This window comes from Vibrio furnissii CIP 102972 (assembly GCF_000176175.1).
Classification (GTDB): Bacteria; Pseudomonadota; Gammaproteobacteria; order Enterobacterales; family Vibrionaceae; genus Vibrio; species Vibrio furnissii.
The window spans coordinates 49583-65325 of the sequence record NZ_ACZP01000022.1 but is presented as its reverse complement, the minus strand read 5'-3'; the positions used below and the strand labels follow the sequence as shown (position 1 = coordinate 65325).

At 52.7% G+C, this 15743-nt stretch carries 12 protein-coding genes; 7 read left to right on the top strand and 5 right to left on the bottom strand.

The window, feature by feature from the left end:
• Nucleotides 1–2 precede the first annotated feature (2 nt).
• Both trhP and rdgC read right to left on the bottom strand, forming a co-directional pair.
• On the bottom strand, nucleotides 3–1403 hold the full coding sequence (gene trhP, locus VFA_RS22275; RefSeq protein WP_004729469.1) for a prephenate-dependent tRNA uridine(34) hydroxylase TrhP: 1401 nt from the start codon (nucleotides 1401–1403) through the stop codon (nucleotides 3–5).
• Nucleotides 1404–1559: 156 nt separating this feature from the next.
• Entirely contained in the window at nucleotides 1560–2474 is a 915-nt protein-coding gene (gene rdgC / locus VFA_RS22270) for a recombination-associated protein RdgC (protein ID WP_004729467.1), read from the bottom strand.
• Nucleotides 2475–2689: 215 nt separating this feature from the next.
• Between rdgC and phoB the strand changes: the two genes are divergently transcribed.
• From phoB to VFA_RS22255, 3 genes are read left to right on the top strand one after another with little or no spacing between them, the layout of a single operon-like run.
• On the top strand, nucleotides 2690–3379 hold the full coding sequence (gene phoB, locus VFA_RS22265; protein ID WP_004729465.1) for a phosphate regulon transcriptional regulator PhoB: 690 nt from the start codon (nucleotides 2690–2692) through the stop codon (nucleotides 3377–3379).
• A gap of 21 nt (nucleotides 3380–3400) precedes the next feature.
• A complete protein-coding gene (gene phoR, locus VFA_RS22260; RefSeq protein WP_004729463.1) occupies nucleotides 3401–4699 on the top strand; it encodes a phosphate regulon sensor histidine kinase PhoR in 1299 nt (432 codons plus the stop codon).
• Nucleotides 4696–5649, top strand: coding sequence for a PstS family phosphate ABC transporter substrate-binding protein (locus tag VFA_RS22255; protein WP_004729462.1), 954 nt, complete (start codon nucleotides 4696–4698; stop codon nucleotides 5647–5649). The genes phoR and VFA_RS22255 overlap by 4 nt, the downstream gene beginning before the upstream one ends.
• Before the next feature lie 67 nt (nucleotides 5650–5716).
• Here VFA_RS22255 and ppx read toward each other — a convergent pair whose 3' ends face one another.
• Together ppx and ppk1 are read right to left on the bottom strand one after the other, a co-directional pair.
• Nucleotides 5717–7231 (bottom strand): exopolyphosphatase, encoded by a 1515-nt coding sequence (ppx, locus tag VFA_RS22250; RefSeq protein WP_004729460.1) that lies wholly within the window; start codon nucleotides 7229–7231, stop codon nucleotides 5717–5719.
• Entirely contained in the window at nucleotides 7206–9320 is a 2115-nt protein-coding gene (gene ppk1, locus VFA_RS22245) for a polyphosphate kinase 1 (protein WP_004729458.1), read from the bottom strand. The genes ppx and ppk1 overlap by 26 nt, the downstream gene beginning before the upstream one ends.
• Nucleotides 9321–9512: 192 nt before the next feature.
• Between ppk1 and VFA_RS22240 the strand changes: the two genes are divergently transcribed.
• The 4 genes from VFA_RS22240 to phoU are packed head-to-tail and all read left to right on the top strand — an operon-like array spanning nucleotide 9513 to nucleotide 14923.
• The gene (locus VFA_RS22240) at nucleotides 9513–11714 is read left to right on the top strand and encodes an ABC transporter permease subunit (protein WP_004729457.1); all 2202 of its coding nucleotides are present in this window, start codon (nucleotides 9513–9515) and stop codon (nucleotides 11712–11714) included.
• Between the two features lie 13 nt (nucleotides 11715–11727).
• On the top strand, nucleotides 11728–13380 hold the full coding sequence (gene pstA / locus VFA_RS22235) for a phosphate ABC transporter permease PstA (protein WP_038152799.1): 1653 nt from the start codon (nucleotides 11728–11730) through the stop codon (nucleotides 13378–13380).
• A 2-nt stretch (nucleotides 13381–13382) separates the two neighbouring features.
• Nucleotides 13383–14201, top strand: a complete 819-nt coding sequence (pstB, locus tag VFA_RS22230; protein WP_004729454.1) for a phosphate ABC transporter ATP-binding protein PstB — start codon at nucleotides 13383–13385, stop codon at nucleotides 14199–14201.
• A gap of 23 nt (nucleotides 14202–14224) precedes the next feature.
• The gene (phoU, locus tag VFA_RS22225; RefSeq protein WP_004729452.1) at nucleotides 14225–14923 is read left to right on the top strand and encodes a phosphate signaling complex protein PhoU; all 699 of its coding nucleotides are present in this window, start codon (nucleotides 14225–14227) and stop codon (nucleotides 14921–14923) included.
• An 11-nt stretch (nucleotides 14924–14934) separates the two neighbouring features.
• Here phoU and ppk2 read toward each other — a convergent pair whose 3' ends face one another.
• Nucleotides 14935–15711 carry a polyphosphate kinase 2 gene (gene ppk2 / locus VFA_RS22220; protein WP_004729450.1) on the bottom strand — a complete coding sequence of 259 codons (777 nt, stop codon included), beginning with the start codon at nucleotides 15709–15711 and terminating at the stop codon, nucleotides 14935–14937.
• Between the last annotated feature and the right edge of the window lie 32 nt (nucleotides 15712–15743).

Genomic DNA, 15743 nt, shown 5'->3' with positions numbered 1-15743 from the left:
AATTATTTGCCTGTTGGGTTACGGGTATCCTGACCAGCATTAAGGTTGCGCATCAGCAGGCCGTATTCCAGATCCATGTCCTGAGGAACGGGGATGAACACGAAGTGGCCGTTGCCTTTCGCGTCGTCGGTTGCTTCGCCTTTGCGGTTTTCCATCGCTTCTAGCGTGAACACCACGTTGCCTTTTGGCGTCATCAGCTCGAGGCTATCGCCAATGATGAACTTGTTCTTCACTTCGACTTCGACCATGTCGCCACGGCGTTTGCCCGTGAATTCACCCACGAACTGCTGCGCGTCAGAGACGGAGTAGCCGTAATCGTAGTTTTGGTATGCGTCGTGCGTGTGACGACGAAGGAAACCTTCGGTGTAGCCACGGTGCGCCAAGCTTTCCAGCGTGCCCATCAGCGTGTCATCAAATGGTTTGCCAGCGACAGCGTCATCAATCGCTTTACGGTAAACCTGCGCGGTACGTGCACAGTAGTAGAACGATTTAGTTCGACCTTCGATTTTCAGCGAGTGCACACCCATCTTTGTCAGACGTTCCACGTGTTGAACCGCACGCAGATCTTTCGAGTTCATGATGTAAGTGCCGTGCTCATCTTCAAACGCGGCCATTTTTTCTTCTGGGCGATGGCTTTCAGACAATAGCACCACGTCGTCGATTGGCTTGCCACGACCGATGGTGGTTTCAGGACGTTCTTCCTGCACTTCAATCGCTTGCGGTGCATTTGGATCGAACTCTTCCACGATCTGACCTGCGTCGTCTTCTTTGCCTTTCTCAACTTTGTATTCCCAACGGCAAGCGTTGGTGCACGTGCCTTGGTTCGGGTCACGTTTGTTGATGTAGCCAGACAGCAGGCAACGACCTGAGTACGCCATGCACAGTGCGCCGTGTACAAACACTTCCAGTTCAGTTTCTGGGCAGTGCTCGCGGATCTCTTCGATCTCTTCCAGTGACAGCTCACGAGACACGATCACGCGCTCTACGCCGTTTGCTGCCCAGAATTTGACGGTCGCCCAGTTTACCGCGTTCGCCTGTACTGACAGGTGAATCGCCATATCCGGGAACGCTTCGCGCACCATCATGATGAGGCCAGGGTCTGACATGATCAGCGCATCTGGGCCCATGTCGACCACAGGTTTCAGATCGCGAATGAAGGTTTTGAGTTTTGAGTTGTGCGGTTGAATGTTGCACACCACGTAAAACTTTTTGCCCAGGGCATGCGCTTCGTTAATACCGATTTGCAGGTTTTCGTGGTTGAATTCGTTGTTACGCACGCGAAGGCTGTAACGCGGCTGACCAGCGTAAACGGCATCTGCACCGTACGCGAACGCGTAACGCATGTTTTTCAGGCTGCCTGCTGGTGACAGCAGTTCAGGGACGAAAGTTTTTTCAGTAGACATTGCTTGTATTCTCAATCTGATCTCAAGTCAGGCCAATACCACCTGATGGTATTGGAAGGGGCGCAAATTTTACGCCAAAATGTGACTCATGACCAGTTGAGATTGCAAGCAAACATCAGGCTTGGTCGTAAGACGCAAGCCTGATGAGGGAAGGGGTTACGCGTCAGAGTGTGGCAGGCCACCAAGCGCGTTGAACAGATCCGGCAGGAACACCGAAAATTCACCACACATCAGTGAGAAATCGGCATCGAAACGCGCAGCTTGATCTTCACGAGGAATGTCTTCGTTTTGATCTTTGAGTTCATCGCTGAATGCCAGACGTTTCAGGCTGCAATCTTCCGCCAGAATAAAGCTGATGCGATCTTGCCAGTTGATGGACAGTTTGGTCACCACTTTGTTGGCGGCGATGTGGCTCAGAATCTCATCGCTCGATAGCTCTTGCTTCTTGCAACGTACGGTAGCGCCATCATCGAGAATCGATTTCAGCTCTGCTTCGTCCAGCAAGTTAAAACCTTGTGGTAGATTGCCTTCTTTGACCCATTCGGTCAGCGTGGTTTCGACGGCGACTTCTGGAATCGCAGGGACAACAGGCAGGCTACCCATGGTTTTACGCAGTAGCGCCAGGACGTCTTCGGCTTTTTTGTAGCTGCTGGCATCGACCAGAATCAGGCCCTGTTTGGGCATGATCAGTACTGGCGTCAGGTGGCTGCGGCTAAACGCACGTGGCAGTAGGTCGACAATGATGTCTTCTTTGATGTTGTCTTTTTCTTTCTTTTTCAGCGGGCGGCCTTCTTCGGCTTCCATCGCTTCCACTTTGGCGTTCAGTGAGTCTTTGATCACCGACGCTGGCAACATTTTTTCTTCTTTCTTGGCACAGATGAGAATGCGGTCTTCGCTGACGTGAGTCATCATGTCGCCATGTCTGCCCATCGCATGCACCCAACCAAACTTCTGTTTATCTTGGCTGCCACATGGCGTGAAACGGAACTCAGCCAGTTGTGTTTCCAGCTGATCGGCATTGAAGTCAATCTCGCGGTTCACGCGATAAACCATACAGTTTTTAAACCACATATCTATTTCTTTTCCTTGTTCGAAAGCCCCACATCATAGGGGATTTCAGCGCTAAAGTCTTACCTCAAATTCAAAATTCCGTGATTGATACAACTGAGATAGAACGATGAATTTGATAAGAAAGTTATATTAAAAATTGTTTTCAATGGTCACAAAAGTGTCATAATCATTTCTCATAATGCGTAGCGTTGATTAAAAATAAAGGTTATTCAATTATGTCTAGAAGGATTCTGGTTGTTGAAGACGAAGCGCCGATTCGTGAAATGCTGTGTTTCGTGCTTGAGCAAAAAGGTTACCAGGCCGTGGAAGCAGAGGATTATGACACTGCCGTCAACAAACTGGCTGAACCCTTCCCTGATCTCGTTCTGTTAGATTGGATGTTACCTGGCGGTAGCGGCATCAACTTCATCAAACACATGAAACGCGAAGAGCTGACACGCAACATTCCGGTGGTGATGCTCACGGCGCGTGGTGAAGAAGAAGACAAAGTCCGCGGCCTTGAAGTGGGTGCAGACGACTACATTACCAAACCTTTCTCGCCTAAAGAGCTGGTGGCTCGCCTCAAAGCGGTGATTCGCCGCGTGACCCCCACGGCACTCGAAGATGTGATTGATGTGCAAGGTCTGAAACTGGATCCGGTGTCGCACCGTGTCACGGCCAACGACGCGCCACTCGATATGGGCCCAACCGAATTCAAAATGCTGCACTTCTTTATGACCCACCAAGAGCGTGTGTACAGCCGCGAACAACTGCTGAACAACGTGTGGGGCACCAATGTGTATGTGGAAGACCGCACGGTCGATGTGCACATTCGTCGCCTGCGTAAAGCCCTCGAAGAAGCGGGTCACGACAAGCTGATTCAGACCGTGCGCGGCGCGGGCTATCGTTTCTCAACCAAAGCGTAAGAGGATCCACTGCGAAGTATTATGGTTGAACGGTTAACTTGGAAAAAGCTGGCCTGGGAGCTGGCTTTTTTTTACCTGCCATGGATTGTGGTCGGGTGGATATTTGGATACATGCCGTGGTTGCTGTTGGCGGCCACGGCGTTGCAGCTTGTGTGGCATCTGCACAACCAGATGCGCCTCTCGGCGTGGTTGTGGGATGAAAAGCGACTGACACCGCCGTCGGGTTCCGGCAACTGGGAATACCTGTTTAACGGCATTTACCGTTTGCAGCAGCGTCAGCGCAAAAAGCGCAAAGAGTTAACCAACCTGATTCGCCGTTTTCGCAACGGGGCGGAATCGCTGCCCGATGCGGTGGTGGTGTTTCGCGGTGAAGGCAATATCGTGTGGTGCAACCGCTTGGCGCAGCATCTGCTGGGGTTTCGTTGGCCGGACGACGCCGGGCAGCCGATTTCCAACTTGATCCGCACACCGGATTTCATCAAATACCTGCAAAAAGATGACTTCACTGAGCCGTTGGAGATGCGTTCTCCGCTCAATGTGGAGCGCTCCCTTGAATTGCGTATTGTGCCGTACACCGAAGGCGAACACCTGATGGTGGTGCGCGACGTAACCCAACTGAAACAGCTGGAAGGCATGCGCCGTAACTTCTTTGCTAACGTGTCGCACGAACTGCGCACACCGATGACGGTGCTGCAAGGCTATCTGGAAATGACCGAAGATCCGGACATGCTGGTGGGCCCGATGTGGGGTAAAGCGCACGTTGTGATGACCGAGCAGCTCAACCGCATGAACAGCTTGGTCAATCAACTGCTGACGCTGTCGAAGATTGAAGCGGCGCCGATGCATGAATTGGAAGATGTGGTCGATGTACCGGCCATGCTCGAAGTGTTGGAAAAAGAGGCGGTGAGCCTTAGCGGTGACGATCAGCATCAACTCAAATTTGACATCGATAAGCAGCTGCGCGTGCTGGCCGATGAAGATCAACTGCGCAGTGCGATTTCCAACTTGGTCTATAACGCGGTCAAATACACGCCGCCGGGCGCAGAAATTAACGTGCGCTGGTTCCAAACGCCGCAGGGCGCTTGTTTGGAAGTGGCAGACAAAGGGGATGGCATTGAGCCGCAGCACTTGCATCGCCTTACCGAACGTTTTTATCGCGTCGATAAAGCGCGCTCGCGCGATACCGGCGGTAGTGGCTTGGGGCTGGCGATTGTGAAACACGCCTTGTCCCACCATGATTCGCATCTCGAGATTAACAGTACCGTGGGCGTGGGGAGCCGCTTTTCGTTTGTGCTGCCTAAGCGTCTGGTGGTGAAATGAAGTGGCGTGTCACCCTCGTACTTGCCGCGTGGCTGGGTTGGTGTTGGCAAGCGCAGGCCGATGAGCTACCGGAGTATCACAAACACACCGGTGTGGCGGGCAGTTTGCTCTCGGTGGGTTCCGACACGCTGGCGGGCATGACCACGCTGTGGGTCGAAGAATTTAAATCGATTTATCCGAACGTCAACGGCCAAGTGCAAGCGTCCGGTTCGGCCACCGCCCCTCCCGCGCTGGCCGAAGGTACCGCGCAGTTTGGGCCGATGAGCCGCCCGATGCGCACGCGTGAAATTGAAGCGTTTGAACGCACGCATGGCTATAAACCGACGGCGCTGCGCGTCGCGATTGATGCGATTGGCATTTTTGTCCATCGCGACAACCCGATTGAGGGGCTGAACTTTACTCAGCTCGACAGCATTTTTTCTTCCACGCTGCGCTGTGGCGCGAACCACTCTGTGACCACGTGGGCGGAACTTGGTTTGCCCTATGAATGGGCGCGGCGGGGCATTCAACTCTTTGGGCGCAACTCGGTGTCCGGGACTTACGGTTACTTTAAACAAAATGCGCTGTGTGGCGGCGATTTCAAACGCAACGTCAACGAGCAACCGGGGTCGGCATCGGTGGTGCAATCGGTGGCGTCATCTATCACCACGCTAGGCTATTCCGGCGTCGGGTATCGCGTTTCGGGTGTGAAGTTGATCCCCATTGCACGCCGAGGCACCGACTATGTCGAACCGAGTCATGCCAATATTCTGTCGGGCAAGTACCCGCTGTCGCGTTATTTGTATGTCTACGTCAACAAACACCCGACACGGCCGCTGACGCCCATTGAGCGCGAATTCATTCGCTTTATCTTCTCCCAACAAGGGCAATCGTTGGTGGCCAAAGATGGTTATCTCCCGATCTCGCCCGAGTTTGCTCGCGAAGAGCTTGCCAAGGTTGGGATTGAATGACATGAAAAAGCCAGCATCGCGCTGGCTTTTTCATGTTGAACAGATTGGCTGATTTGAACGGATGACATTAAAAATCCAGTTGCCAGCCCACACTGCGCCAATATTCTTGCTCAGTCAGCAAATCGGCATGCAGCAGCTTGTTGTTGTCCAGCCACTCGTGATCGGCGCATTTGAGTTTCCATTCATCATCGTGCGCGCTAAGGCTTAGCTCCGGTAGCGGATCATCATTGCGCTGGCTGTTGAGCAGAATCGACAAGCGCAGCACACGAATCAGGCCGATAATGTGCTTTTTCTTAAACAGCGAAAAATCGGCCATTTCATTGAGCTTGAGTGACTTGCGCTGAAAGCGCGCCAGCGTGGACAATACCAGTTGCTGTTCGCTGTTAAAGCCGGGCATGTTGGTGTGGCGCAGAATGTAGGCCGAGTGGCGATGAAATGCCTGCAAGCTGATGCTCAGGCCCACTTCATGTAGCAGCGCGCTCCATTCCAGCAGATCAAACAGCTCGCTGTTCTTTTTCAGCCCCAGCTCATCGGCGACTTGATCGAGAAACTCACGCGCATGGCCTTTCACTTTGGCCGCGTGTTCGAGATCGACCAGATGTTTACTGGCGAGATTTTCCGTGGTGCGCAGACGAATATCGGAATACTTGAAACGTTCTTCCATTTCGTACAGCAAGCCTTCACGCAGGGCGCCGTCGGAAAAGAACATCTCTTTGATTTTGAAATCTTTAAAAATCGCGGCCAAAATCGCCACGCCAGCGGCAAACACCGGTTTGCGATCGTCGGTGAGTCCGGCGAGTTGAATGTCGTCAATCGAATCCCATTCGCACAGTTTGTCGATGAGTTTCTGCAGTCGTTCGGCATTGATGATGCCATCATCATGACCCAGGCCAACCAACACTTCGTGAATTGCCTTCACGGTGCCGGATGAGCCAAACGCGGTTTGCCAGCCCAGTTTGCGGTATTTGCTGGCGATGGATTCCAGCTTTTGTTCGGCGGCGAGAATGGCATGAGCAAAATTCTTTTTCGACAGTTTGCCGTTGGCGAAGTAGCGGTCGGTGTAGCTCACGCAGCCCATCTGTTTGCTGTTGACCAGCTCCGCTTCAAACCCTTTGCCGATGATCATTTCCGTGCTGCCACCGCCAATATCGACCACCAGCATCGATTCTGCTTGGGGCTGCGTATGCGCCACGCCCAAGTAGATCAAGCGCGCTTCTTCAGTGCCGGGAATGATTTCAATCGGAAACGGCATCACCTCTCGGGCGCGTTGAATGAAAATATGCGCGTTGTTGGCCTGACGCAGTGTGTGCGTGGCCGCGATGCGCACGTTCTCGGGTTCAAACCCTTGCAGGCGTTCGGCAAACATGGCCAAACACTCCAACCCCCGTTCAATGGCTGCGTGATCGAGGTTCTTTTGTGCATCGAGCCCCGAGGCCATGCGCACGCGCTGTTTATGGCGACTGATCAGTTGTAAATCCTGATCCACCACCTTGGCCACCACCATGTGAAAACTGTTGGACCCTAAATCGATGGCCGCAATTTCACGCGCAACATTGTCACGAGTTATGTTGGGTTGGTTCATGGATGTCTGTTTGCCCCTTATTCCGAGTTCGCGTTTGTTTTTCTACGTTTTTAAGATAGTCATAAATGGCGAGTTGCGAACGGACTTTCTTGCGGTTCCCGCGCTTGACGTAGCGGTTACTCATCTCTTTGTCGATCACGCGCGCTTTGACCGTATCGGTAAACTGCAGATTGATGATGTCTATCATACGCTGTTTCAGACGTTCGTCACGTACGGGCGCGGTGACTTCAATGCGGTGATCGATGTTTCGCGTCATCCAGTCGGCCGAAGAGATGTAGACCTGTGGATTGCCGTCGTTGTGGGTGATGAGGACGCGCGGGTGCTCCAGAAAGCGGTCGACGATACTGATGATGCGAATGTTGTCGCTCAATCCTTCAATGCCCGGCACCAGCGAACACATGCCGCGAATGATCATCTTGATTTGCACGCCAGCGGTGCTCGCGCCGTAGAGTTTATTCACCAAGCCGCGGTCGACGAGGTTATTCACTTTGAGGGTGATGGCGCCTTTTTTGCCGGCTTTGGCATTGGCGATTTCGGTGTCGATTAAGCGATAGAGTTGGGTGCGCGAGTTGCGTGGCGACACAATCAAGTGATTGAATTTGACCGGGCGGAACGGGTTCTCAATGTAGCCAAACACATTGCGCACTTCGGTGGTCAGTTCGCGGTCTGCGGTCAGCAGAGAAAAGTCGGTATAAATGCGCGCCGTTTTTTCGTGGAAGTTGCCGGTGCCGATATGCGCGTAGCGGATAAATTCGCCCGCTTCACGGCGAGTGATTAGCAATAGTTTGGCGTGAATCTTCATGCCGGGTGTCCCAAAGACCACGTGCACGCCTGCTTCGGTGAGCACGCGCGACCATTCGATGTTGGCTTCCTCGTCAAAGCGTGCTTGCAGCTCCACCACCACCACCACGCGTTTGCCGTTGTGCACTGCATCGACCAACGAATTCATCAGACGTGAATCTTTCGCCACGCGGTAGATGTTGATTTTGATGCTGACTACTTTGGGATCGAAGGCGGCTTGGCGCACCAGTTCGGTGATGTGCTCAAAGCTGTGGTACGGGTAGTGCAGCAAAATGTCTTGGGCGCGAATGGCATCAAAGGCGTTGGGAAAGCCTTCAAAATCGGCACATTTCATCGGCGGCAAGGGGCGGTTTTCGAGATATTCGCGCCCGACGTTGGGAAAACCGATGAAGTCTTTGAAATTGTGGTAACGACCGCCCGGCAGCAAGCTGTCGTAGTGGGAGATTTTGAGTTTTTCGCACAAGAATTGCAGCATCTCTTGTGGCATGTCGTGTTCATAGACAAAGCGCACCGGCATCGCCGTCAGGCGCTGGCTCAAGCCTTCCGACATCTGTTCTAGCAGGCTGTATTCGACTTCATGGCTGAGGTCATATTCCGCGTCACGGGTCATCTTCATCGCATATCCGGCCAGCGTGTCATAGTCGAAAAAGCCGCGGAAAATGTCGTCTAGGCAGTGGCGAATGATGTTGTCGAGCAGAATGATGGTTTTGCGTCGTTTGCCTTTTTGCTCAGGCACCATCACAAAGCGCGGCAGGTGATCGGTGGGGATCTCAATCAGCGCGTAATGGGAATCGTCGCCTTTTTTCAAATCAACCGCGATGTAAGCGTATTCGTCTTTGAGAAATTGCAGTACGTCGATGTCATCTTTCATTAACAGTGGGGTGATGTGCGGTAGCACTTCCTTATGAAAGTATTTGACGATCCAGCGTTGCTGCGCTTCATCCAATTGGGTTTCGTTGACCAGAAAAATGCGGCGGCGCGCCATCTCGAGGATGATCTCCCCGTAGAGGTTGTCAAAGTCCTGATTGAGCTTGAACGCTTTGCTCTGCATACGGGTGAGCAAATGTTTGGAGCTGTCGTTGCCGCCACGCTCGCGGTTAATCAAAATGCGTCGTTTGACATCCGAAAAGCGGACTTTGTAAAACTCATCGAGGTTGTTGGAAAAAATCCCCAGAAATCGAATCCGTTCGACCAGTGGCACGGTCTTATCGGCGGCTTCTTGCAAAACCCGCTCATTGAACGAAAGCCAACTCAATTCCTTATCGATGTACAACTTTTCCGCGCTCATGGCATACCTTCCGACGTTTAGTGACATTTTAATTATGAACCACTGCAAACTAGGGTTTTAATGTGACACTTTTATTGCAAAACAGATTAGTATGCAGAGTTGTTTTATTTTCAGTTGTTTAATGTGACTTGTAATATAATTGTCACCTATTCGAAATATTATGTTATTTGGACTAAAAAGGTAGAGTGATTCATGGCACAGGCCGAGTTTTCATTGAAAGAACGAGATCGCAAGCGACTAATCAAAGATCGCCTTGTTCGTTTTGCAGTGACTGCCGGTGGTGTGAGTGTGCTTGGCGCTTTGATCCTCATTTTTGTCTACTTGGCGATGGTGGTTTTCCCGCTGTTTTCCGATGCCAAGTTAGAGACCGGTTTTGCCAGCCAGCCGATCACCACGATCGCGCCGCAAATGTTGGCGATTGATGAATATGGCGAAAATGCTTTTGTGGTGGGCGAACACGGCAAAGCCGAGTTTTGGGCGCTGAATCATGAGCGCAGCCTGCCGCGTTGGAGCCAGCAGTTGCCGTTTGAGCCGGTGCACATCGCCACAACCCCGCCTGACAGTGGTTGGTTTGCGGCGACCGATGCCGACAATCATGTCTATGTCGCTCGCCCACAATTTACCTACTCGGTGACCGCAAAAGGGCGCGCCTTTACGCCGGAATTAGAGATCTTACCGCTGCCCGCCCAATGGGCATTGATTTCACGTCCGTTGACCATTTCGCGCTTGAGTGTCGCGGTTGGCGATACGCACGCATTTTTCGCCGTGTATCAATCAGACAAACAGGTGTCGGTGCATTGGGTCAGCTTGGATGCGCCGCACGTGACGCAGCAATTTACTTTTCCCTCACCGTTTGAACAGCTCGACCAGATCCTGCTGACGCCGGACGGTCAAACCTTGTATCTGCGCAGTGGCTCTGAACTGGTGATTTCGCAACGGGTGCATGATCGCTATCAGGTGCGCGAGATTGTCGATCTCAGCCAAGGTCAGCAAAAGCACGCGGTGCAGAACATCTATTTGCTGTCGGGCGCCTATTCACTGTTGGTGACACATCGTGATGGTTTGGTGACGCAATGGTTTGATGTACTCAAACAGGGCGAGCGCCATTTGACGCTGATTCGTGACTTTAAACTCGCTTCCGAAGTGCAGTTTTTGTTGCCCGATACCTATCGCAAAGGCTTTTTCAGTTTTTATCGCAACGGCACGGTACAAAGTCATTACACCACCAGTGAAAAGTTGGTGATCTTTGAACGTGCGTATCAACAAGCGCCTGTGCTGGCGGCGATGTCCAAAAATGAGCGCTATTTGGCAAGCTACGATCGCGGCACCATCAGCGTGGCGAAAGTGGATAGTGGCTACCCGGAAGTGTCGTTTTCATCGTTGTGGCAAAAGGTGTGGTACGAGAGTTACCCCGAGCCGCAGTACGTGTGGCAATCCACATCGGCCAGTGACGAGTTTGAAGCCAAGTTCAGTTTGGTGCCAATTGCCTTTGGCACGCTGAAAGCGGCCTTTTACGCCATGCTCTTTGCGGTGCCGGTGGCGGTGTTTGGCGCGATTTATACGGCCTATTTTATGGCGCCGAAAATGCGCCGCGTGGTGAAACCCAGCATTGAATTGATGGAAGCATTGCCGACGGTGATCATCGGCTTTTTGGCGGGCTTGTGGTTTGCGCCGTTGGTGGAAAATCATCTGACCTCAATTGTCGCGCTAATGGTCTGTTTGCCGTTGTCGACCATGGTCGTTGGCCTGCTGTGGTCGCAGCTGCCCAAGGCGTGGTTACGTAAAATGGCTGGCGGCTGGCATGCGTTGATTTTAATCCCGGTGCTGCTGATGCTGTCGGTGACCATTTTGTCCTACAGCGCTGAGATTGAGCAGTGGCTCTTTCATGGCGATGTGCGCGTGTATCTGGCGCAGCACGGTATCGATTTTGATCAGCGCAATGCGTTGGTGGTCGGCTTTGCGATGGGCTTTGCGGTGATCCCCACCATTTTTACCATTGCCGAAGATGCGATTTTCTCTGTACCTAAACACCTGTCGGATGGGTCGTTGGCGCTGGGCGCCACGCCGTGGCAGACCTTGACGCATGTGGTGCTCCTCACCGCAAGTCCGGGCATATTTTCGGCGGTGATGATGGGGCTGGGCCGCGCGGTTGGGGAAACCATGATCGTGTTAATGGCGACCGGGAACACCCCCATTCTCGATTGGAACATTTTGGAAGGCATGCGCACGCTTTCGGCGACCATTGCGGTGGAATTGCCGGAATCCGAAGTGGGCAGCTCGCATTTCCGTCTGCTTTTCTTGGCAGCTTTGCTGCTGTTTATCTTCACGTTTGCCGTGAACTCCTTGGCTGAATGGGTGCGTCAGCGCCTGCGAGCCAAGTACCGGGCGTTGTAGTGGGGCGTCTGTGATGAAAACAATGAATTGGGTTCGGTCCGGAGCCCCTTGGATATGGTTAACCGGCGGCGCGGTCAGTATCAGTTTGATCTCCGTGCTTGGTCTGCTGCTGCTGATTGGTTGGAAAGGACTGACCTATTTTTGGCCGGGGCCACTGTATCAATGGCAAGACAACCATGGCCAACGCTTGGTGGGGCGATTGTATGCGACCGAGTCGGTGCCCGTGAGTCACCTCATCGAAATGGGCGTAGATTTACCTGATGCGGTGGAAGCGAAAGGCAGTGCAAAGCGCTTGAGCATCAAAGTTGCCAACCGGGAATTGTATGGCGCGGATTTTGTCTCGATGCTTAGCCTCGAGTTGTCGGAGCCGACCAAACCCCAGGGTTGGATGGTCATTGAACGCGCGCGCGATGGTCAGTTCTATGGCAAACCGATTGGCTATGAACAAGTGAACGGTCATGTCAGTGAACACGTGGACATTTTGCTCGCGCAAGGGATTGAACAAGCCAATGCGCTGCGTGAGCAGATCGATCGGGTGGTCAATGAACAGATTCGAGTGATCGGCAGCAGTATTGAAAAACTGCGGCTGGAGAAGCGCCGCCGTGAATTGAATCATCGTTTGGATGAGGCGTATCTGGCCTTGTACCAAGCGCGCAAAGGTCAGTTGGAACAGCAATTGGCCAAAGCGGAAGAACATCTCGATTTGCTGCGTACTCAGATGGAACGTCAGGCGCTGATTGCACAAGACATGAAAGGCGATAGGGTGCGCATTCCGCTCAGCCAGATCTTGGATTACTGGTTTCCGAACGACATGAGTGTGCTGCAGAAAATTGGCCAGTGGGGCAAACAAGCATGGGCGTTTTTGTCGGAGGACCCGCGCGAGTCGAATTCCGAAGGGGGCGTGTTCCCCGCCATTTTTGGCACCGTGTTTTTGGTGCTGATCATGTCGATTATTGTCATGCCGCTGGGCGTTGTGGCGGCTGTGTATTTGCATGAATACGCCAAAGATAACGCGTTGACTCGCATCATTCGGGTGGCGGTGATCAACCTCGCTGGGGTGCCGTCGATTGTGTACGGTGTGTTTGGTTTGGGCTTTTTTGTCTATACCATCGGCGCCTCCATCGATAGCCTGTTTTATGCCGAGCGTTTGCCTGCTCCAACGTTTGGGACGCCGGGCCTGTTGTGGTCGGCATTAACGCTGGCGGTGTTGACGTTGCCGGTGGTGATTGTGGCGACCGAAGAGGGGTTAACCCGCATTCCGCTATCCGTTCGTCATGGGTCATTGGCGCTCGGAGCGACCCAATTTGAAACCATCTGGCGCATTGTTCTGCCGATGGCGAGTCCTGCTATGATTACAGGATTAATTCTGGCGATTGCACGCGCCGCTGGCGAAGTGGCGCCGCTGATGCTGGTGGGCGCGGTGAAACTGGCGTCGAGCTTGCCAGTGGATGGTGAGTTTCCGTTTGTGCACCTAGAGCGCAAGTTCATGCACTTGGGATTTCACATCTATGACGTCGGGTTTCAAACCACCAACATTGAGGCCGCGCGGCCGTTGGTGTATGCCACCTCTTTCTTATTGGTGACGGTGATTGTGGCATTGAACCTCACCGCCATCAGCATTCGTAATAACTTACGAGAGAAATATCGAACCTTAGGACAAGATTAAACATGTTTTCTGTCAACCAAACACTGGGGTACCAATCGCCTCTGGACGTCAACAATTTAACCGACAAACAGACCGCCATCGCGATCGAAGGGTTAAATCTGTACTACAACCAGACCCGTGCGCTAAACGATATTTCGATGCGAATTCCCAAAGGTCAGGTGACCGCTTTTATCGGTCCGTCGGGCTGTGGTAAATCGACCCTGCTGCGCTGCATCAATCGAATGAACGATCTGGTGGAAGGCTGCCGTGTGGAAGGCGAAGTGAAGCTACATGGCAAGAATGTTTACCTGCCGGAGGTGGATGTACCGACGCTGCGTCGCCGTGTCGGTATGGTGTTTCAGCGCCCGAACCCGTTTCCGAAATCCATTTATGAAAACGTGGTGTATGGACTGCGCTTGCAAGGGATCAAAAACAGTCGCACGCTAGACGATGCCGTGGAGCATTCACTGCGCGCGGCGGCCTTGTGGGATGAGGTCAAAAACCGCTTGCATGAAAATGCGTTTGGCTTGTCGGGCGGTCAGCAGCAGCGACTGGTGATTGCGCGCGCGATCGCGATTGAGCCGGAAGTACTGTTGCTCGATGAACCGACGTCGGCATTGGATCCGATTTCGACGCTTACGATTGAAGAGCTGATTCACGATCTGAAAACCAAGTACACTGTAGTGATTGTAACTCATAATATGCAACAGGCTGCAAGGGTCAGCGACCACACCGCTTTCATCCACATGGGAAAATTGATCGAGTACTCAGATACCGATTCTATTTTCACCTCCCCATTGAAAAAACAGACCGAAGACTACATTACTGGGCGATACGGTTAACCGGCAACAGCAAAGGATTCATCATGCAATTAGGACGACATATCTCAGGGCAGTTTAACGTTGAGCTGGAGTCTATTCGAACTCATGTCTTAACCATGGGGGGGTTGGTGGAGCAGCAGTTGTCGTTTGCCATGCAGGCACTCAATAAAGATGACATTGAACTGGCCCGCAAAGTGGTGCGCGATGATCACAAAGTCAATGCGATGGAAGTGTCGATCGATGAAGCCTGCACACGCATCATTGCCAAGCGTCAGCCCACGGCCAAAGATCTGCGCCTGATCATGGCGATCATCAAAACCATTACGGATCTTGAACGCATCGGTGATGTGGCGACCAAAATGGCGTATGTGGCCATTGAAAGCCCGTCGACCAAAGAGAGCAAGTTTCAGGTGTCATTGGAGCCGTTGTGCCGTCAGGCGATTGCGATGCTGCATCAAGTGCTGGACGCGTTTGCGCGCATGGATGTGGAATCGGCGGCGGAAGTGTACAAGCTTGATGACAAGCTGGATAAAGAGTACGAAGCGGTGATCCGTCAGTTGATGACCTACATGATGGAAGACCCGAAAAATATTCCGCACATTCTGCAAGTCATGTGGTCAGCACGCTCGATTGAACGGGTAGGGGATCGCTGTCAGAACATCTGCGAATACATCATCTATTTTGTCAAAGGCAAAGACGTGCGGCATTTAGGCGATCAGGGCATCAACGACGCCCTGCGCTAATACTGCTCTCATCAGTACGTGAACGGCACAAACGTCTGTTCATCGACGGGGGCGCGAACGTAGCCCTCTTGATTCAACGCTGGCAGCGTGACTGGCGGATATTCAACATTGCGGTAGTCAATCTGGCTTAGCAGGTGGCTGATGCAGTTGAGGCGTGCGCGGCGTTTATCGTCCGATGGCACCACCCACCACGGACAATGTTTGGTGTCGGTGTAGGCGAACATCTTGTCTTTGGCTTTGGAGTAATCGACCCAGCGATGGCGGGATTCCAAATCCATTGGGCTGAACTTCCAGCGTTTGATTGGGGTTTTGATGCGTTCCAGAAAGCGTTTTTCTTGCTCTTCATCGGAGACGGAAAACCAGTATTTGAGCAGAATAATGCCGGAACGTTGCAGCATACGTTCAAATTCCGGACACGCTCGCAGAAACTCTTCGTATTCCTCATCGGTGCAAAAGCCCATCACCTTCTCAACCCCAGCGCGGTTGTACCAGCTGCGGTCAAATAGCACCATTTCACCGCCCGCCGGCAAATGCGCGACGTAGCGCTGAAAATACCATTGGGTTTTCTCTTTCTCGGTGGGGGCTGGCAAGGCTGCCACGCGACACACCCGCGGGTTGAGTTTTTCGGTGATGCGCTTGATGACGCCGCCTTTGCCGGCCGCATCACGGCCTTCGAAAATGACGACGACTTTGAGCTTTTCGTGCTTCACCCACTCTTGCAGTTTCACCAGCTCAACTTGCAGGCGTTCGAGCTCGTGTTCATAAAATTTGCGTTTTAATTTAGCCATGGTTCCCTCCGTTGATAGCAAAATCATAGCAC